The sequence below is a fragment of the Urbifossiella limnaea genome, from assembly GCF_007747215.1.
GTDB lineage: Bacteria > Planctomycetota > Planctomycetia > Gemmatales > Gemmataceae > Urbifossiella > Urbifossiella limnaea.
The window spans coordinates 4,430,922-4,449,451 of record NZ_CP036273.1 but is presented as its reverse complement, the minus strand read 5'-3'; the positions used below and the strand labels follow the sequence as shown (position 1 = coordinate 4,449,451).

Below are 18,530 nucleotides of genomic sequence, written 5' to 3'. Positions count from 1 at the left end.
TCTCACTGGAGTCTCGTGCGTCCCGCTACGTCAGCACCCCGAACTTGAAAGTACTGGAATCAGTTAGCTACTAGATCCGTGTCTAGTCTCGACCGCTTGGGCCGCAGTCCTAACGGCCTGAGCCACATCCGAAATGACACTCCGAACCAGTACAAGCGGGTAGAACGGGTACTCGTCCGTGTGCGCCGCAACCGAGTAGAGTCGGTGGGCAGTGTACGCCGCTTGCAGTACGGTCTGGCCGAACAGCCCGGCCTTGTTCTTCTTGTCTGTCGGGTTGGTCGTTTCTTCGAGGAGCGCGGTCAGGGGGCGGTGGACCGTCGGCGGGTCGATCGCCATCCCCAACGCGTCCGCGAACTTCTTACCTATTCCGGTGAGCGAATCCGGTGTAGATCGGCCGACGAGCAAGACACCGGCAGCAACCGGAGTCAGAGGATGGCGAGGATCAAGAGCCATCCGGTATTTGGCCTGGTTGGTTACCGCTGCCAGGGTGGTCATGCCGCGGTCGATGGCCTCGGCGAATGTCGCCGGCTTCGTCTTGTAGACCTCTCGCGCGAGTTGGAACCAGGGGTCGCCAGCAGCGTGCTGCGCGGCATTCACCTCCCGTAGCCGCCTACCGACAGCGAGGTCCAGCCGGTACACCTCGGCGTGGAGTTCCGACGGCTGGATGCTCGGGTGGTCCCAGGCGACCGCTGCCGACCTCGAAAGGTCTTCGATCCACACCGCCACCTCCGTCCCTCCCAGCCCCGGAAACCAGTCCGGGAGCCGCGCGGCGGATGCCGTCTGCGGAAGACGAAACTCCTCCCGGCTGAGCAGGAGAAGAATCAGCGGGTGATCCGGCGTGGGTGGCTCGCGGTGGCGAAGTTCCGGTTCGTGTTCGGCGATGAGCTTACTGAGATCGGCGATGAGATTATTCGCCACCTGGAACCCGCCGCTGACGACCAACGGCACCAGATCCCGAGTGGTGGCGGTGACGGCGGTGGCGTATTCCTTCCGCGGCCCGTCCGGGCAGAACCAGTATGCCAGGACAAGAGAGTCGGGCTGGCGGGACTGGGAACGGCGGGTGATGTCTGCCACCAAGTCGGCGGGAGATAGGCCCATTGAACCCTCCGGTTATGGGGACAACCTGCTCGCCGCTGCGAGTCGGGCGAGAAGGGGGATACGGGGTCGTACCAGGTCGCCATCGGACTTCACGAAATTCGCGTCCTCAGCCGCCCGCAGTAAGTGATCGGGGTCGTCGGTCGCGTCTCCCTCCAGGCCCAAGCGGCGAATCCCGTCGATCAGGTCGCCACGCGGAAGAGCCAACTCCTGAGGGGCTTCGACGGGGAACCTGCAGAGCGCGGTGAGTACCGCGAACAGCCACGGCTGGTCTCGCCGGGCGTCGGGGGTCAGGCTCCCGCGCACGAATGGCCGCATGGTCCGGTAGCCGGTCGTTTCCCGTAGCGCGGCCGGCGTGAGTCGGTTAGCCATGAACAGCAAGAAGTCGTCCGCCCGGAGCCGAACCGGGTCCGCCGGGTGCTTGCGTTCGATGAGCCACTTGAACAATTCCGTTAGCACGTTGACCGTCAGGGTCGGGTGCCCTGCCGTTTCAGAATAGACGGCGTCGACAAACCCCGGGTCGAACTCGCAGCGGCGACTGACAGTCTTCTGGAGGAGTTCGTGGAACTCGGTCGCTCCCGCGGCGTGGGTGAATAGTGGAAAACGGTCCTGAGTGACGTAAGGCATCAACTGGTTCTGGTCCGTCAGGATCAGGTGGGCGTCGGGCCGCAGGCCGATAAAGACCAGGAGGTTCTCGCGTGAAAAGTGGACCATCTGGTTGAGCATCGGCTGCACGACGGAGTAGCGGCGGAACTTGTCCTGCCGAGCGATCTCCCCGAGTTGCCCGAACAGCGTCTCGTACTCGTCCAGAACGAAGACGATCTTGGCACCGGCCTGCCGCTGGTCACGACCCAGGCAGTCGGTAACTGCCTCGATGAAGAACCGTTCGGAGAGCCGCCGATTGCTGTCGATGGCTCTTACGAAACGGGTGTAGAATCGGTGGTCATCCGGGCGGTCGCCCGTCGTGTCGCACGTCTGGCACACGACTTGGGTGCCACCAGTGGCCGAACTGAGTTCGAGGCCGGCCGTGGTCTTTCCGCTGCGGCGGACGCTACACCACAGCCGCACGCCCGTTCCGTGTTCGAAAGAGTGGAGGAGATCCCGAACGCTCGGCCGCTGGACGAAGTAGTACTTCTTCCACGATGGCTTCTCCAGCGGAAAGTCCGCCGGGTAGTTGTGGACCAGCACCGCCCCGCCCGACACCTGGCGGCGTCGGGTGACTTCTGCCGCAAGCCGTTCGCTCAACCGAGTGGCGATCTGCCGGCTCCTCCCGCTCGCGTCCTCTACGACCGTACGTAGTAGGTCGTGGCCCTCGACCCACGCCTCCAGGTCGGCCTTCAACGGCACGACGACCAACCCGGCGCGACGGCCGGAATCCTCAAGCTGTTGCCGGGTCACCGAGAGGCCGCTGAAGTAGACGTGCATTTCGAGTTTAGGGTTCCCGGCCGCGTGCGGCAGGTCGATCACCAGTTCCAGCCGGCGGTAGTCCCACGGCTCTGGGATGTACTCGCTGATCGAGGGGTACGCGAACAGCCCTGGGGTGATGGCCACCCGGTCGATAGCCTCGACCACCGGGGCGACGACCGCGTCCAACTGGGACGCGAACTCCCCTCGTCCAATTCGCCCGCTGAGTCCCCGAACTTGGTTGTGGAGCAGAAATGGGAGGCAGTGCGCCCACCTGCGGGTGTGTCTTGTGAGCAGATACGAGCCAGAATACCCCCCGATCTCGTTCTGCCCGAACCCGGTCAGGACGCCGGACAACATCGCCGACCCGACCTGCCGTGCGGCCCAAACCTCCTCCTGGTCGTTCGACGGCCTGGCGGTGAGCAGGAACAGGGATAGTGGCAGGTCGATGAACCGCTCCAAGCCGTTCAGAGCCTTCTGGATGGCCGTCTCGCGGTCGTTCTCTTTCAATTGCTGGTGCACGTAGCCGCGATGGAAGACGTACCCCGAGTGTTCGGCAACCACCGACTCCAGTCCGGCCAGCAGTTCGGCCGAGTCTTCCCCCACCCGAACAGCCCGAAGGTAGTCGGCGAAGATCTCCCGGAGGGTGTCCCGGTAGAAGGTGGCCCATTGGAAGATGTGGTGATTCGCCAGGTTGTCGAGGAGACGGTGAGCTTTCGCCCGGAGCATCCCGTTCACCTGGATTGTCGACGGTGGTGATGCAGAGGGCGGCGGGATCGGCTGTGGCTCGGGGGGGACTGGCGCGGGGCTTGGCTGGCTGACTTCTAGCACCAACATCGGGGCTACCAGCGGGCTGGCAACCTGGACTATAGGCATCCTGGAATCGAGAGCAGCAGCCAACGGTACGCGTAGCTTAGAAGGGAACCGCGATAGCAGCGGCCGTAGGCGAGGTTCGATGGCCTTCAGTTGATCGACGGGTGCCTCAAGGATCAGGTCCAGGGCCTTGTCAGCGGCAGGTGTCCACCTGCCGCGCTCGAACAGTTCGGCGATCTCGTCAAACGTCGAGGCCACGTCATAACCTCAGCTTGTCACACAGTTGCTGCCTAGTGTCCTTGCCCGCTCGGTAGAATCAAGAGGCTATGGTCATGTGCGCGGGGATTCGGCCGGCGGTGTTCGACTTGGTCGGGCGGGAGGTGGTCTGGGCCGACGTCGCTCTCAGCAAGCACCCGCGGTTCGCCAACAACGTCCGCAACAACCTGAGCGGCGTGTCGGGCATGCTCCGGGCGGTCACGCAGTTGCGGAAGACGGACCTGCACACTCTGTTCGGGCTGCACGTGCGTGCCCGCGGGGAGGCGGTGGACGACCTTGACAGGGCCGACGCCGTGTTCGCCGTCGACCGCGGGCTGACCCCGTTCGACCTCGACCGGATCGCGGCCGACTACCTCTGAGCATCGTAGCCGTCCGGTGGCGATGTTGATTGCCACTCCCTCGCTTTCGAGTCGTCCCATCGTCACCCCGCGGTTACACTCGGCTGAATGTCCGATGTGACCCGTCTCCTGGTAGCCGCCCAGGCCGGTGATCGCCAGGCCGCCGCGGAGTTGCTCCCGCTCGTCTACGACGAGTTGCGGAGGCTCGCGGCCGCCCGCATGGCGGCCGAAGCCCCCGGCCACACGCTCGACGCCACGGCCCTCGTCCACGAGGCCTACCTGCGGCTCGTCGGCGGGGAGAACCGGCCGACGTGGGAGCACCGCCGGCAGTTCGTCGCGGCCGCCGCCGAGGCCATGCGCCGCATCCTCGTCGATCACGCCCGCCGCGCCCGGGCCGAGAAGCGTGGCGGGGACCGCGGCCGTGTCCCGATCGACGGCCTCCCGGCAGCCGCCACCGACCCGACCGACTGGGCGGAGGTGGACGACGCCCTGGGCCGGCTCGCCGCTCTCGACGCCGGTGCCGCCGCGGTCGTGCGGCTGAAGGTGTTCGGTGGGGCGTCGGTCGAAGAAGCGGCCGACCTGCTCGGGGTCTCGCGGGCCACGGCGTACCGCGACTGGGCGTTCGCCCGGGCCTGGCTCCGCGACGCACTCGGGCGGTCGGAACAGATCTCAGAAAAAAGCTGAGACGAATCCGGGGCCGTTTCCGCGATATGATCGTCGCAAGAACCCGGAGGCCGCCATGCCCGTCGATCCCAGCCGTTTGAAAGGCGTGTTCACCGAGGCACTCGCGCGAACTGGCCCGGCCGACCGAGCCGCGTACCTCGCAGCGGCGTGCGCCGGCGACGCGGAACTGAGGGTTCGGGTCGAGGCGCTATTGCGGGCCAGCGAAGAGCCGGACTCCTTGCTCGACGCCCCACCGCCCCAAGGCCCAGCCGACGCCACCGGCGCATACGACTCGGGCACTCAGCACCCGGCGTCTCTGGCGACCGCCGACTTCGGTCCGGATGGGGCGACCGGCACGTTCGACGACACAATCCGCCGTGAACATTCGTCGGCCGCAACGGTGGGAACGGTCATCGCCGGCCGTTACACCCTCGTCGAAGTCATCGGCGAGGGCGGCATGGGCTCGGTCTACCTCGCCACCCAGACCGAACCGGTCAAGCGCCAGGTGGCATTGAAGCTCATCAAGACGGGGATGGACTCGAAGGGCGTACTGGCGCGGTTCGACGCCGAGCGGCAGGCGCTGGCCCTGATGGATCACCCGAACATCGCCCGCATCTACGACGGCGGCCTCACGCCCTCCGGACAGCCGTTCTTCGTCATGGAGCTGGTGAAGGGCGTGCCGATCACACAGTTCTGCGACCAGCGCCGGCTGCCCATTGCCGCGCGCCTGGAGTTGTGCGTGCATGTGTGCCACGCGGTGCAGCACGCGCACCAGAAGGGGGTCATCCACCGGGACCTAAAGCCCGGCAACGTGCTGGTGATTGAGGTGGACGGGCGCCCAATCCCGAAGGTGATCGACTTCGGGGTGGCCAAGGCGACCGAGAGCCAGCTCACGGACCTGAGTTGCGCGGACACCGGCGCGATCGTGGGCACGCCCGCGTACATGAGCCCGGAGCAGGCCGACCCGTCGTCCGCGGACATCGACACCCGGACCGACGTGTACGCCCTCGGGGTCATCCTGTACGAGCTGCTGACCGGTTCGCCGCCGCTCGACGCCCGGCAGTTCAAGCGGGGGGCGATCCTGGAGATGTTGCGGATGGTGCGCGAGGTGGAGCCTCCGCGGGCGAGCACGAAGTTGAGTACGTTGGACGACCTGCCGAACATCGCGGCGAACCGGGACATCGAGCCGGGGAAGTTGGCGAAGTTGCTGCGGGGCGAACTCGACTGGGTGGTGATGAAGGCGCTGGAGAAGGACCGCGCCCGGCGGTACGACACGGCCAACGGCCTGGCCCGGGACATCCAGCGGTATCTCGCCGACGAGATGGTCGAGGCCCGGCCGCCGAGCCGCGGCTACCGGCTGAAGAAGTTCGTCAAGCGGAACAAAGGGCAGGTGATCGCCGCGAGTGTCATTGTGCTGACACTGGTGGCCGGCATCATCGGCACCGGCATCGGCATGCAGCGTGCCGATCTCGAGAGAAACGTAGCCCGAGAACAGAAGAAGCGAGCCGACGAGGAAGCAATCCGAGCTGGCCAGGAGTCAGTCCGAGCTGGCCAGGAGTCAGTTGCAGCCCGCAAGGCGGAGAAGGAGGCTCTCGACGCCAAGCAGAGGGCGGACGACTCCGCGCTGGACGCCCTCAAGCAGAAGGGGCGGGCTGAAGACCAGTTGAGCCGGGCGGAGTGGGCGGTCTACGCGAGCAAACTCCTGCTGGCCCAGGCCGCCTACAACGAGAACAACATGCCCGATGCCTTCCGCTATCTGGAGGAATGCCGGTGGGACCTGCGCGGCTGGGAGCATGCTCATCTGCGCTGGCGATTCGACTCCAGCAAGCAGACCCTCAAGGGGCACCTCCATGAAGTGACCAGCGTGGCGTTCAGCCCGGACGGCCAGCGCATCCTCAGCGGCAGCCAAGACAGCACGGCGAAGGTGTGGGACGCCGCGAAGGGCGCCGAGGTGCTCGCCCTCAGTGGCCACAGAGGCTGGGTGAGCAGTGTGGCGTTCAGCCCGGACGGCAAACGCATCCTCACGGGAAGCGGGGACAAGACGGCGAAGGTGTGGGACGCCGCGACGGGCACCGAGGTGCTCGCCCTCAAGGGGCACACCGGTGCGGTGACCAGCGTGGCGTTCAGCCCGGACGGCAAACGCATCCTCACGGGCAGCCGGGACAGCACGGCGAAGGTGTGGGACGCCGCGACGGGCACCGAGGTGTTCGCCCTCAAGGGACACACCGATGCGGTGACCAGCGTGGCGTTCAGCCCGGACGGCAAACGCATCCTCACGGGAAGCTGGGACAACACGGCGAAGGTGTGGGACGCCGCGAAGGGCACCGAGGTGCTCGCCCTCAAAGGGCACACACACTGGGTGACGAGCGTGGCGTTCAACCAGGATGGGAAACGCATCGTCACGGGGAGTTGGGACAGCACGGCGAAGGTATGGGACGCCGTGAAGGGCACCGAGGTGCTCGCCCTCAAGGGGCACACCGGTGGAGTGAGCAGCGTGGCGTTCAGCCCGGACGGCCTGCGCCTCCTCACCGGCAGCCAAGACAGCACGGCGAAGGTGTGGGACGCCGCGAAGGGCACCGAGGTACTCGCCCTCAAGGGGCACACCGGTGCGGTAAGGAGCGTGGCGTTCAGCCCGGACGGCAAACGCATCCTCACGGGAAGCGGGGACAAGACGGCGAAGGTGTGGGACGCTGCGAAGGGCACCGAGGTGCTCGCCCTCAAGGGGCACACCGGTGCGGTAAGGAGCGTGGCGTTCAGCCCGGACGGCTTGCGCATAGTCACGGGCAGCATGGACGGCACGGCGAAGGTGTGGGACGCCGCGAAGGGCGCCGAGGTGCTCGCCCTCAGTGGCCACAGAGCCTGGGTGAGCAGTGTGGCGTTCAGCCCGGACGGCAAACGCATCCTCACGGGAAGCGGGGACAAGACGGCGAAGGTGTGGGACGCCGCGACGGGCACCGAGGTGCTCGCCCTCAAGGAGCACACCAGTGGAGTGACCAGCGTGGCGTTCAGCCCGGACGGCAAACGCATCCTTACGGGAAGCGGGGACAAGACGGCGAAGGTGTGGGACGCCGCGACGGGCACCGAGGTGCTCGCCCTCAAGGGGCACACCGGTGCGGTGACCAGCGTGGCGTTCAGCCCGGACGGCAAACGCATCCTCACGGGAAGCTGGGACAACACGGCGAAGGTGTGGGATGCCGAGAAGGGCCAGGAAGTCCTCACCCTCAAGGGGCACACCCAACCGGTGGACAGCGTGTCCTGTAGTCCCGACGGCAAACGCATCCTCACGGGCAGCCGGGACGGCACGGCGAAGGTGTGGGACGCCGCGACGGGCACCGAGGTGCTCGCCCTCAAGGGGCACACCGGTGATGTGGGCAGCGTGGCGTTCAGCCCGGACGGCTTGCGCATAGTCACGGGCAGCATGGACGGCACGGCGAAGGTGTGGGACGCCGTGAAGGGCACCGAGGTGCTCGCCCTCAAGGGGCACACCAGCCTTGTGAGCAGCTTGGCGTTCAGCCCGGACGGCCTGCGCCTCCTCACCGGCAGCCAAGACAGAACGGCGAAGGTGTGGGACGCCGCGAAGGGCACCGAGGTGCTCGCCCTCAAGGGGCACACAGGCGGGGTGACGAGTGTGGCGTTCAGCCCGGACGGCCAGCGCATCCTCAGCGGCGGCCAAGACAGCACGGCGAAGGTGTGGGACGCCGCGACGGGCACCGAGGTGCTCGCCCTCAAAGGGCACACACACTGGGTGACGAGCGTGGCGTTCAACCAGGATGGGAAACGCATCGTCACGGGAAGCGGGGACAAGACGGCGAAGGTGTGGGACGCTGCGACGGGCACCGAGGTGCTCGCCCTCAAGGGGCACACCAGTGCGGTGACCAGCGTGGCGTTCAGCCCGGACGGCAAACGCATCCTCACGGGAAGCGGGGACAAGACGGCGAAGGTGTGGGACGCTGCGAAGGGCACCGAGGTGCTCGCCCTCAAGGGGCACACACACTGGGTGACGAGCGTGGCGTTCAGCCCGGACGGCCAGCGCATCCTCAGCGGCGGCCAAGACAGCACGGCGAAGGTGTGGGACGCCGCGACGGGCACCGAGGTGCTCGCCCTCAAGGGGCACACCGGTGCGGTGACCTGCGTGGCGTTCAACCAGGATGGGAGACGCCTGTTCGCCTGGGATGCGGCCGGCAAGGTTCTCGCCTGGGACACTGCCACGGGCCAACCCGTCGCTGCCGAGAATCCGCCTCCGAAGCCCGCATCCGGTCCAGCGACCTCGCCCAATGGCCGATTCTCCGCCAAGCCCGACCTCAGGAACGTAGCGTTGGTCGATCTGCTGAAGCCCGCTCCTGTTGGCTCGCCCTGGCCCTTCCCCGATGCAGCCGAGCGCAGACGCTACCATAGCGAACAGGCCGCGCTGGCCGAGAAGGAGCAAGAATGGTTCGCCGTCGCGTTCCACGTTGGTCGGTTGCTCCTCGACGACCCCAACAACGCCGAGTTGAAAAAGCGACATGCGACCGTAAGGGAGCAACTCAACAAGTGACCATCGGATTCGGTGGTCGAGCTTTCCACTGCCACGAAGTACCAGAACGAGTGAAGTAGTACCAGGAACTGCGGGCGAAGCACCCCGAGGCGAAGCAGGAGGTCGCCCCGCCCCCGGGAAAGAGGCGAGCGGGACTTATCGCGTCAGGCGATCCGCTGTCGCACCCGAGCGTGTGCCTTCGCCCACACGTCCGGCAGCAGGTCGGTCAAGTCGGCCCCGGTGGAACGGGTGGGCAACTCGGACAGGACGTGCGTCAGGTACGCCCACGGGTCGAGTCGGTGCCGGGTCGCGCCGGCGCAGACGCTCAACAGGACCGAGGCAGTCTTCAACCCGCTGTCACCGCCGACGTGCAGCCAGTTGCCGCGGCCGATCGCCAGCGGCCGGATGGCCCGCTCGGCGGCCCCGTTATCGATGGCGAACCTCGCGTCGTCGAGGTAACGAACCAAACTCGCCCACTGGTTCCGAGCATACCCGACGGCCTGTCCGAACAGGCTCTTCGGCGTCGCGGATCTCTGTTGCTCGTCGAGCCAGTCACGGAACTGGGCGAGGATCGGCCCGGCCCGCGTGCGTCGGATCCGCACCACGTCGGCGGCGGTGAACGTCTCGCCCGGCTTCTCCCGTTCCACCTGGATCTCGCGCTCGACGGCGTACAGGGTGCGGATGAACGCCAGCGCTTCAACCGCCCTCGGGTCGGTCGGCTCGGCGTCCACGAAGTATCTTCTCGCGTGCATCCAGCAGCCGAGGTGCCGCACGTCGTTGTGGACGGCGTTGTACCCGTCGTAGGCGTCGGCGTGGACGAACCCGCGGTAGCCGGCGAGGAACGCCTGCGGGAACTCCTGGCGGCGGCCGGCGGTCAGGTCGAAGAGGGTGTATGGGTTCGCGGCGTCGCCCAGGTACACCCACGCGTAGGCGGTCCGCAGTGGCCGCAACAGCACCAGGGGCGTGTCGTCGGCGTGGATCGCGAACGACCGGAGTAGGCGGCGGCGCATCAGGTCGTAGAGCGGGGTCAGGAGGTGGCCACACGCCCGCAGGTGGTCGCACAAGGTGGACCGTCGCACGTCCCACCCGTGGCGGGCGAGGATCGCCTCCTGGCGGTGGAGCGGCAGGTGATCGACGAGCTTCGAGACGATGACGTGGGCGAGCAGACCGCTGCCGATCCCGCTCCGGGGAATCGGCTCCGGCGGCAGCGACGCCCGAGCGATCTGCGGGTCGTGGCCCTGCGATTCACAAGACCGACAGGCGTAAGTCGGGCGGACCAACTCCCGGACGAAGAGGGCCATCGGCTGGTAGTCGAGGCGTTCACTGACGACCTGCCCGATACGGATCTTGAGTGTGCCGCAACAGGCGCAGACCTTCTCGGCGGCGGTCAGGTCGATGTCCTCCCGGCGGCGCGGCAGATCCGCCGGCTTCCGCCGCCGGCCGTGCCCCTTCCGCTTCGCCGCGGGAGGCACTTCGGGGACCGTTTCGGGGGTGGACGACTCGACCGGCGGCGGTGGCTGCTCGGCGTCGGGCAGATCCAGCCCGTCGAACAGGGTCGGCCCTTCGACCCGCTCCCCGCCCCGGCCGAAGGTGATCTTCACCAGGCGGTGGATGTGGGCCTGCTGCGCCTCGACCTGCTTGCGGAGGTCGGCCACGACGCCGCGGAGTTCGGCGATCACGGCGTCGGCGTGGGCCAACTTCCGGCGGAGATCGTCGATGTCGTCGGTCGGCGGCATGTCGGATTCAACACCGGCGGAGTGGTCGCGGTAGCGCATCACGCCGGCGTTTTGTACCGGCGGCGCTCGCGAGTCTTGGCCGGGTCGAGGCCGCCGAGGATCATGGCCAACTGCGTCGGCGTGACGGCCACGCCGGCGTCCGTGGCGGCGGGGAAGGCGAACGTGCCGCGTTCCAGCCGGCGCAGGTACAGGGCGAACCCGTCACCCATCCAGGCCAGGATCTTGAGCTTGTCGGCGCGGCGGGTTCTGAAGACGAACAGGTCGCCCGACATGGGGTCGCCCTTCAGGACCGCCCGCACCACGCCGGCGAGGGAGTCGATCCCCTTGCGGCCGTCCACCGGCTCGACGGCGACGAGGATGCGGCCGCCGGGGAGCAGGCTCAGCATGACGCCGCCCCCACCGCGGTCACCAGCCGGGTGACGGCGTCGGCCGCGGCCCCCAGCGGCACCCGCACCACGACCCCGGAGCGGAGCACCACCTCCGCCATCGGTTCGGCGACGACGCGGACGGGTACGAACGCCGGCGGCGGGGTTGACGCTGACTCGCCCGGTCGGGTGGCCAGAATCCGCCGCCAGCGGTCGAAGTTCGACCGAGTGAGTTGCCGGGCGCGACAGAACGCGTTGACCGTCTGCCCGGACCGCTTCCAGGCGTCGATGGTGGCCCGCCAGGCGCGGACCTTCTCGGGGCGGTGTGCGGACATGCCGGAGTTCTCCCTCGGGGAAAACTCGCAGTCTACCCGACCACGCAAGGCGCTTTTTCACCGGACGGGTACTGAGCATCGGCCTGGCGGGGCGATCGCCCTCCGCGGTCAGGCGGCGGGGCGAGTCTGTCGAATTCCTTTCTGCAAATGGGGGCTTGATCCGTCGAGGCGTCGGGTTATGATCATCTGACCGGGGCGTGGGCGTTCAACGCCCCGGGGACGATCGCCCGACGAGAGGCGACCGCCGTTCAGGCGTGCCCGCCCGCGATTCTGCGGTGCGGACGGGCGGGAGAAGAGGGATCTCGCACCCGGCCATGACGAGCCCGGGGCGGGGGACAGGATCGACCGGACGGTCGGAGTGACGGTCGGCCCCGGGGTACGGGGCCGACCATCACTCCGACCGACATCCCGATCCACGACGGCTAGTACGGAGCCATTTTTTGCGACGGGGTCAAACTCCCCCACCGCGGTCCCCGGGATAGGGATCGCGGCTGACCGCACCCCGGCCTCGGGCCGGGGAAGTACACACCAACGTGACCGAGAAGACGAGGCCGGGCTCACCCCACAACGGGTGGGAGCGGCGCACGCCGGCGCGTCCGGCGTCGCTACCGGCCTGCGGTAGGCGTCGCGGCACACTCTTCATGGGTGGCCGCACGACGCATGACGAGCGAGAGGGCGACGCGAACGGGTAATGACCGCTGCCACAGCGGCCCCGGGCGTCGGCCGGAGACACCGAAGATGACCCCTGAACCGACACCACCGAACGCCGACCTGTACCGGGCCGGCCAGCAGTACATCGCCGACCGCGCACGGCTCTCGGCCGGGCGCAAGCAGACGGCCACCTGGGTGACCGTCGCCGCCGAGTGCGGCGTGGACCGGAAGGCGGTCGTGACCGCCGCCAATTTCACCAGTGCCGTGGACCGGATCGCCGCCAACTGCGGCCGGGGTGCCCGGCGGCTCCTCCTGTCAGACCACCCGCGGCTCCCGGCGCGGGTGCTGATGAAGATCGGCCGCACCCACGCGGAGCGGCAGCGGTTCGCGCTGGCGCAGGCCCGCGCCGGCCGGAACCCGCTCGGCAAGCCGCCGGCCGGCGTCGACCCGCCCTTCGACACCCACGGCTACACCGAGGTGGCGAGCCGGCTGGCCCGGAACGCCGGGCTACTCGACCATGTCGCCGACGGGCTGCTCGCCACGCGTCCGCGGGCGTGGCCGGCGGCCGGCCGGACCGACGGCGTCCTCCATGACGTCCGCACCATCCGGGCACACTGGCGGCGGATCGACGCCCTGATGAAGCGGGCCGGCGGCCGGCTCGCGGACGAGCGGGGGCACCAGCCGTGGAAGCCGCGGGGGCGGCCCGCGGCGTACGCCCCCACAACGACGCGGGCGAAGGTGGCCTCGGTCCGCGGCATCGCCGAGAAGAACGCCCGCGAGCTGCCGCGTGTGGTGCGGGAGACGCCGCCGACGCGGGCCGAGGCGGACGCGGTCCGGGAAGCGGCGCGGGTGCTGCGGCGGGCGGCCGAGCGGCTGGCCGCGGTCGTCCGGTCGCGGGGCCACGACCCGCTGACGGGACCGCCCGCGGTGCCGGGCACTTATGTGGCGTTCTGCCGTCTGCCCGAGGCGGCCACGGCCGTCAGGATCGGCAAGCTGGGGACGTTCGACTTCCCGGCCGGGTACTACGCCTATGCCGGGAGTGCGTTCGGGCCGGGTGGGGTACGAAAGCGGACCCATCGTCACCTCACGACGGTCACTCCCCGGATGTGGAACCTCGACCACCTCAAGCCGCTCGGCACGCCCGTCGCGGTGTGGTGGACACTCGACCGCGTCAAGGTGGAGTTCGCCTGGGCGGCGATCCTGGCGGCGTTACCGGGGGCGTCGTACCCGGCCCGGGGGTTCGGGGCCGCCGACAACCCGAAGGCGAAGGCCCACCTGATCCGCTTCGACCGGATGCCGTCCGTGACCGCCTTCCGGCGGCGCGTCGCGGCGGCCCTGACGGGGCACGCCCCGATCCACGAGAAGACGGTCGCGGGCTGGACCGGGGCCGGCTGGCCCGGCTGACCGACACGGCCGCTGCCGCCCCGGCGTGGGGCCGCAGCGGCCCTCGTCGGCGTGCGCACCGTCGCACAGGTGCGCGGACGTAACTGTGCCGACCGCCCCTCATCGTGGGTCCGGTCGTAGTGCTGACAGCGCGACGAAATCACAGCCTCAATTGAAACAGGAGTACGTGATGAACACGACGAACCGGGCGACCGCGAAGCTGGTCCGAGAGATCGCCGCCCACTTCAAGGACTTCGACCGACGACCCCCGGCCGAGCAGATGGCCACCTACTTCGCCGTCGGGCTCGACCTGGGGCCGGTGGTAATGGACCAGGTGACGTACGGCCCGCGGGGGATCGCGGACATCGCGTCGCGGGTGTCCCACCTGGGGACCGAGGAGCGCGCGTCCTGGGTCATGAGCCTCGGTCACATCGACGAGGAGGATCGCGCCTTCATTCTGGAGGAGGCGGCAACCCCGATGGACAACGGGCAGCCCCTCACCCTGGGGCACTGGAGGTGGGTGTTCCGGGCCTGCTCGCCCGAGCGCCCGGCCGGGAACGAAGAGCAGTTCCGCCGCGAACTGGCGTGGCTCCGCCGCGAGTCGCCGTCCGAGGAGGTCTTGGAGCACATCGAGGAGGTGCTCGACCGCGAGCACGAGCGGGAACAGGACGAACTCCGCGAACAGGTCCGGGAGGCGGCGAGCCACCTGCTCGGCGCGCTCTAACCGCCGAACGCGGCCCGGCCGCGGACGACGGACAAGCTGGCGATCGGACGTGAGCCGCGGCCGGCGGCGGCCCGGCCGACCTCCGGCGGCGTAATTGAGCCGTCTCGTGCGGGCGTCATTCGTCCACACGAGCCGGTTCGACGTCCCGGACGGCGTCGAACCGGAGGAGTTCTGATGGCGGCACCCCGAGCCCGGCGGCGATGAGGCAGATGTTGTCGAGGCTGACGTTCCGCTCCCCCCGCTCGATGCTCCCGAAGTAGCTCCGGTCGATCTGGATCTGGTGGGCGAACGCCTCCTGGCTCACGCCCTTCTCCTTGCGGAGTTGGTGACCGGGCAGCGCCGTGCTGGCCCGCGGGCCGTATACGGAGGGCGCCACAGCCATCGAGCAGGTCGAGGTGACGCCCCCGTCCGCCGGTCGCCCGCACCACCGGGTTCGCTAACGTGCTGCCGCCCGTCGACTCTGCGCCACTCGTGTGAATTGTCGGGACTTCGCTTCGGGGTCCGTGATAATCTGATAACCATCTACTTCCGTGTGACTCAACCGCCCTTCGCCCACGACATCGAATCGTCCAGCGCGACAGGGGCAGTCGCGTCGTATCGAGAGCACCTTGATGGTTCATCACGAATCGGACCCCAGCGCCGCGGCGTCTGTCCTGAGGGTCTTCCTATTCACCGACCTGGCAGACTCGACCGCCTGGAAGAAGACCCTCGGTGACCGCGATTACGCGCTCCAGGTGTTGAAGCCCCACGACCGGCTGTTCCGCACCCTGCTGGGCGACTACCCCGGGGCGGCGGTCAACAATGACATGGGCGACGGCTACCTTGCCACCTTCCCGGCGCCCGGGGGGGCGGTCCAGTTCGCCCTGCGGTTCCACGCCGCCCTTACCGCCGAGCCGTGGGGCCATGCCGTGCGGCGGTCAGGCCGGCTACCGGCCACTCGCGTCGGCATCCACCTCGGTGAGCACGTCGAACTTGCCCAGTCCGGCACGCCCAAGTTGGCGGGGCAGGCCGTGGACCTGGCCGCCCGCGTCATGGGCCTCGCCCGGCCGGGGCAGACTCTCCTCACGCGCCACGCGTTCGACAGCGCCCGCCAGTACGTCCGGGTGAACCCGACCGACCCCGCCCGCCCGTTGACGTTTGTCGCTCACGGCCAGTACCGGTTCAAGGGTAACGACGACGACCCGCTGGAGGTGTTCGGCGTCGGCCCGGAGGGCGCACCGGAACTCGCCCCCCCACCGGACTCGGAAAAGGCGCGGCGCGTCCGGGTGGACGACGCGGACGACACCGGAGCGTGGCGGCCGGGGGTCGGCCTGGTGATCCCCGGTCGGGAGGGGTGGCGGCTGGAACGGCCACTCGGGGAGGGCGGGTTCGGCGAGGTGTGGCTGGCCTGCCAACCGCGGACCAAGGACCAGCGGGTGTTCAAGTTCTGCTTCGCCGCCGAGCGCCTCCGGTCGTTCAAGCGAGAGCTTACTTTGTTTCGGCTCCTCAAGTCGGAGTTCGGGGAGCGACCGGACTTCGTGCGGCTCAACGACGTGCAGTTCGATCGCCCGCCGTACTTCATCGAAAGCGAGTACGTCGCCGGCGGCAACCTGTGTGACTGGGTGACGGCGCGGGGATTCGACTCGTGGCCGGTCGACGACCGCGTCCGGTTCGTAGCCGCGGTCGCGCGGACGGTGGCCGCCGCCCACCAGCTGGGGATCATTCACAAAGACCTGAAGCCGGCGAACCTGCTCGTGCGGGAGGTGAACGGTCGCCCGCACCCGGTCGTCGCCGACTTCGGGATCGGTGTGTTGACCGACCGGTCGATCCTGAACCAGCGTCACATCACCGCGACCGGCGGCACACAGGCGCTAGCCGGCAACGAAAGCAACCGGACGGGCACCCGGCTGTACGCCCCGCCGGAAGCGCTGGTGGGGAAGCCGGCGACGACGGGGTACGACGTGTACGCCCTGGGGGTGGTGCTGTACCAGACGCTTGTCGGAGACTTCGGGCAGCCGCTGGGCACGGGGTGGGAGGAGAACCTGAGGGGGTTACCGCACGCGGACCTCCTCGCCGACGACATCCGCACCGCGACGCTACCGGCCGACCGTCGGCTGGCCACGGTGACCGTCCTCGCCGATCGACTCGAGTCACTGTCCGAGCGAGAACGCCTCCGCGGGCTGGAGCGGCGGGCGGCTTCCCAGGCTCGGCGGGTACTAGTGCTGAGGCGGGCACTGGTCGGGTCGGCGGTGGTGCTTTTGATGGTCGGCGGCCTCGGGGCATACGCGTGGCAGCAGGCCGAGACAGCGCGGGCACGGACAAAAGACGCCGAGGACGCGGTAGCGCGGGAGAAGGCGGCTGCGGAACGGGCGGCGGGAGAGGCAGCGCGTGCCGATCGTGAGAAGGGGGAGGCGGTGCGTGCGCGCGGCGATCTCCAGCTGGCCCTCTCGCGGGCCTTACTCGGCCCCATGCAGGCCGGGCAGCGGAACGCCGCACCGACGCCTTACGAGCAAGAGGCATTCTGCGGACTTGCTTCCCTCCGTGGTTCGGCTGCGTGTACGTTTTTCCTTGAGGAGATTACTCGCACGCCGCACGCCTGCCGGCAACTCGAATGCCGGGCAGAGTTCGTGTGGCACGCACTTGTGGGCCTCGACCCGCGTTGTCGAGAAGACGTAATTCGGCGATTCGCCGTTATGAGGGATACGGACTGCCCGCCAGAACAAAGGCGAAGCCTTGCCCTCGCATGTTCGCGGTGGGACGCGACCCCCCCGGACACGGCGGCTGTTGCGGCCCGTGTACTACTCGATGAACTGAAGCGCGAGGCGGACCCCGCGCGGCAGATCGAACTTGCAGCCGGTCTCATCGTCCTCTGCCGCCGGATGGCGGATGCGGACGCGACGGACGTGGGAACGCAGGCGGCAGAGCTGATCTCCGGCGCCGCTTCCAAGGCCCGTGTCCGTGAGACTCGGATCGCGCTGGTGGTATGCCTGGCGGGCGTTTCGTCACGCATTCCGTCGGACGACGCGGCCCACGTCCTGGCGAACTTGGCGTCCCACCCTTCCGACCCGGATTCGTTGGGTGCGTTGGCTCTTGCTGTTTCGGCTGCCGCGGTACGCCAGTCGCCAGACCAGGCTGCGAACACCTGCCGGCCGGTAGCGGCGGTCGTCGCCGAAGCCGTGAGCATGCAACGGCGGCCTGAGTTTCTTTGGGAGTTGGGAGACGGCCTCGGTGCGCTTGTGGGTCACTTGCCCGCAGCCGAGGGGGCGGCCCTCTGCACCGAGGGGATCACCCGGGCGCAGAGCCGGTACGCGGCACGTGTCCTGGCGGAGTGCCTCGCCGGGGTGGCCGACCTCATGGAGCGGGCCACGGCCGAACAGGTCTGCCTTCCGGCCGCCACTCATCTGGCCGACCGGGTGGCACCCCGGGTCACTCCCGTCGCGGCCGAGCGATACGAGGCCGCGCTCGGGGTAGCCGCGCTGGCACGACACCTGGACAAGACGAAGGCAAACGAACTCTGCCTCCGCGTGCTGACCACACTGCAAAACGCGCCAGTGATCGAAACCACATTACGCCGCTTGGACGATCGCACGGGTGACGACGTGGAGGCAACGCTCTCCGGGTTCGTCGACAAAACGAGTGCCGTGAAGGGGCGAGACCGACTTACAGTGTCAAGCGGCACCCCGATCAAGCCCGGGAACTGGTTGAGCACCGGGCGACTTGCTCAGCGGAACTTCTACCGCAACAAGGTCGAACGGCACGTGACCGCTTCGGCTGTCAACACGCTTGCGCTAGGTTGGCTGGCCGGTGATCTTTCGAGGCTCATGTCCGCTCGCACACCCCCGCACTACACGTACCGCCCCTTTCTCCTTGCCCTTGGATCCTTTACAGCCCCTCCAACTCTACCCGCACCGATACTGACATGCCGCCTGTCAGACGGCGTGTTCTGGCTCCCGCCGCAGGAACTCGTCGAGTTACTCAAGCACCCGTTCTGTGTCGGCGAAGCGCAACGGGCCGTACTCGATGCGATGGAATTCACCCACCAGCGGCGGTTCCGCGACCTGTGGGACTTCGTTGACTACGCTCGCGCCCACCAGCCGCAGCTCGATCTTCTTACGCCGCCCCCTCGACTCCAGCCGTAAGTCGGGCGGTCCCAGACCGCGCCTTCCCGTTTACCTCGCGCCGGGTTGGTCCGCTAGCGGTGCGGCGCAGCTGGATAGCATTGGCTGGGATCAAGGCGGCGGAAGATGATCCGGGG

The 18,530-nt window shown here is 68.4% G+C and carries 12 protein-coding genes; 6 read left to right on the top strand and 6 right to left on the bottom strand.

Going from position 1 to position 18,530, the window contains the following annotated elements:
• Nucleotides 1-63 precede the first annotated feature (63 nt).
• Together ETAA1_RS18210 and ETAA1_RS18205 are read right to left on the bottom strand one after the other, a co-directional pair.
• Nucleotides 64-1,098, bottom strand: a complete 1,035-nt coding sequence (locus ETAA1_RS18210; RefSeq protein WP_145240936.1) for a hypothetical protein — start codon at nucleotides 1,096-1,098, stop codon at nucleotides 64-66.
• A gap of 12 nt (nucleotides 1,099-1,110) precedes the next feature.
• Nucleotides 1,111-3,570, bottom strand: a complete 2,460-nt coding sequence (locus ETAA1_RS18205) for a hypothetical protein (RefSeq protein ID WP_145240934.1) — start codon at nucleotides 3,568-3,570, stop codon at nucleotides 1,111-1,113.
• Between the two features lie 74 nt (nucleotides 3,571-3,644).
• Here ETAA1_RS18205 and ETAA1_RS18200 point away from each other — a divergent pair, with 74 nt between their 5' ends.
• From ETAA1_RS18200 to ETAA1_RS18190, 3 genes are all read left to right on the top strand, one after another.
• On the top strand, nucleotides 3,645-3,947 hold the full coding sequence (locus ETAA1_RS18200) for a hypothetical protein (RefSeq protein WP_145240932.1): 303 nt from the start codon (nucleotides 3,645-3,647) through the stop codon (nucleotides 3,945-3,947).
• A gap of 87 nt (nucleotides 3,948-4,034) precedes the next feature.
• Nucleotides 4,035-4,610 carry an ECF-type sigma factor gene (locus ETAA1_RS18195; protein WP_145240930.1) on the top strand — a complete coding sequence of 192 codons (576 nt, stop codon included), beginning with the start codon at nucleotides 4,035-4,037 and terminating at the stop codon, nucleotides 4,608-4,610.
• A 55-nt stretch (nucleotides 4,611-4,665) separates the two neighbouring features.
• Complete coding sequence (locus ETAA1_RS18190) at nucleotides 4,666-9,123, top strand: protein kinase domain-containing protein (protein ID WP_145240928.1); 4,458 nt, start codon at nucleotides 4,666-4,668, stop codon at nucleotides 9,121-9,123.
• Between the two features lie 143 nt (nucleotides 9,124-9,266).
• On the opposite strand, the gene tnpC is transcribed toward ETAA1_RS18190, so the two are convergent.
• From tnpC to tnpA, 3 genes are read right to left on the bottom strand one after another with little or no spacing between them, the layout of a single operon-like run.
• Complete coding sequence (tnpC, locus tag ETAA1_RS18185) at nucleotides 9,267-10,838, bottom strand: IS66 family transposase (protein ID WP_202920213.1); 1,572 nt, start codon at nucleotides 10,836-10,838, stop codon at nucleotides 9,267-9,269.
• Between the two features lie 38 nt (nucleotides 10,839-10,876).
• The gene (gene tnpB, locus ETAA1_RS32095) at nucleotides 10,877-11,224 is read right to left on the bottom strand and encodes an IS66 family insertion sequence element accessory protein TnpB (RefSeq protein WP_202920212.1); all 348 of its coding nucleotides are present in this window, start codon (nucleotides 11,222-11,224) and stop codon (nucleotides 10,877-10,879) included.
• Nucleotides 11,218-11,538, bottom strand: coding sequence for an IS66 family insertion sequence element accessory protein TnpA (gene tnpA / locus ETAA1_RS32090; RefSeq protein ID WP_202920211.1), 321 nt, complete (start codon nucleotides 11,536-11,538; stop codon nucleotides 11,218-11,220). The genes tnpB and tnpA overlap by 7 nt, the downstream gene beginning before the upstream one ends.
• Before the next feature lie 738 nt (nucleotides 11,539-12,276).
• On the opposite strand from tnpA, the gene ETAA1_RS18175 reads away from it, so the two are divergent.
• Both ETAA1_RS18175 and ETAA1_RS18170 read left to right on the top strand, forming a co-directional pair.
• On the top strand, nucleotides 12,277-13,593 hold the full coding sequence (locus ETAA1_RS18175; RefSeq protein WP_145240911.1) for a GIY-YIG nuclease family protein: 1,317 nt from the start codon (nucleotides 12,277-12,279) through the stop codon (nucleotides 13,591-13,593).
• Nucleotides 13,594-13,762: 169 nt separating this feature from the next.
• Entirely contained in the window at nucleotides 13,763-14,296 is a 534-nt protein-coding gene (locus ETAA1_RS18170) for a hypothetical protein (RefSeq protein ID WP_145240909.1), read from the top strand.
• Nucleotides 14,297-14,411: 115 nt separating this feature from the next.
• Here ETAA1_RS18170 and ETAA1_RS18165 read toward each other — a convergent pair whose 3' ends face one another.
• On the bottom strand, nucleotides 14,412-14,678 hold the full coding sequence (locus ETAA1_RS18165) for a helix-turn-helix domain-containing protein (RefSeq protein ID WP_145240907.1): 267 nt from the start codon (nucleotides 14,676-14,678) through the stop codon (nucleotides 14,412-14,414).
• Between the two features lie 229 nt (nucleotides 14,679-14,907).
• Between ETAA1_RS18165 and ETAA1_RS18160 the strand changes: the two genes are divergently transcribed.
• Nucleotides 14,908-18,414 carry a protein kinase domain-containing protein gene (locus tag ETAA1_RS18160; protein WP_145240905.1) on the top strand — a complete coding sequence of 1,169 codons (3,507 nt, stop codon included), beginning with the start codon at nucleotides 14,908-14,910 and terminating at the stop codon, nucleotides 18,412-18,414.
• The last annotated feature ends 116 nt before the right edge of the window (nucleotides 18,415-18,530 follow it).

Excerpts from the sequence above, each read along its gene's own strand:
- ETAA1_RS18160 (WP_145240905.1), top strand. The coding sequence starts at position 14,908 with ATGGTTCATCACGAATCGGACCCCAGCGCCGCGGCGTCTGTCCTGAGG.
- ETAA1_RS18165 (WP_145240907.1), bottom strand. The coding sequence starts at position 14,678 with ATGGCTGTGGCGCCCTCCGTATACGGCCCGCGGGCCAGCACGGCGCTG.
- tnpB (WP_202920212.1), bottom strand. The coding sequence starts at position 11,224 with ATGCTGAGCCTGCTCCCCGGCGGCCGCATCCTCGTCGCCGTCGAGCCG.
- ETAA1_RS18210 (WP_145240936.1), bottom strand. The coding sequence starts at position 1,098 with ATGGGCCTATCTCCCGCCGACTTGGTGGCAGACATCACCCGCCGTTCC.
- ETAA1_RS18190 (WP_145240928.1), top strand. The coding sequence starts at position 4,666 with ATGCCCGTCGATCCCAGCCGTTTGAAAGGCGTGTTCACCGAGGCACTC.
- ETAA1_RS18200 (WP_145240932.1), top strand. The coding sequence starts at position 3,645 with ATGTGCGCGGGGATTCGGCCGGCGGTGTTCGACTTGGTCGGGCGGGAG.
- ETAA1_RS18170 (WP_145240909.1), top strand. The coding sequence starts at position 13,763 with ATGAACACGACGAACCGGGCGACCGCGAAGCTGGTCCGAGAGATCGCC.
- ETAA1_RS18195 (WP_145240930.1), top strand. The coding sequence starts at position 4,035 with ATGTCCGATGTGACCCGTCTCCTGGTAGCCGCCCAGGCCGGTGATCGC.
- tnpC (WP_202920213.1), bottom strand. The coding sequence starts at position 10,838 with ATGCCGCCGACCGACGACATCGACGATCTCCGCCGGAAGTTGGCCCAC.
- tnpA (WP_202920211.1), bottom strand. The coding sequence starts at position 11,538 with ATGTCCGCACACCGCCCCGAGAAGGTCCGCGCCTGGCGGGCCACCATC.
- ETAA1_RS18175 (WP_145240911.1), top strand. The coding sequence starts at position 12,277 with ATGACCCCTGAACCGACACCACCGAACGCCGACCTGTACCGGGCCGGC.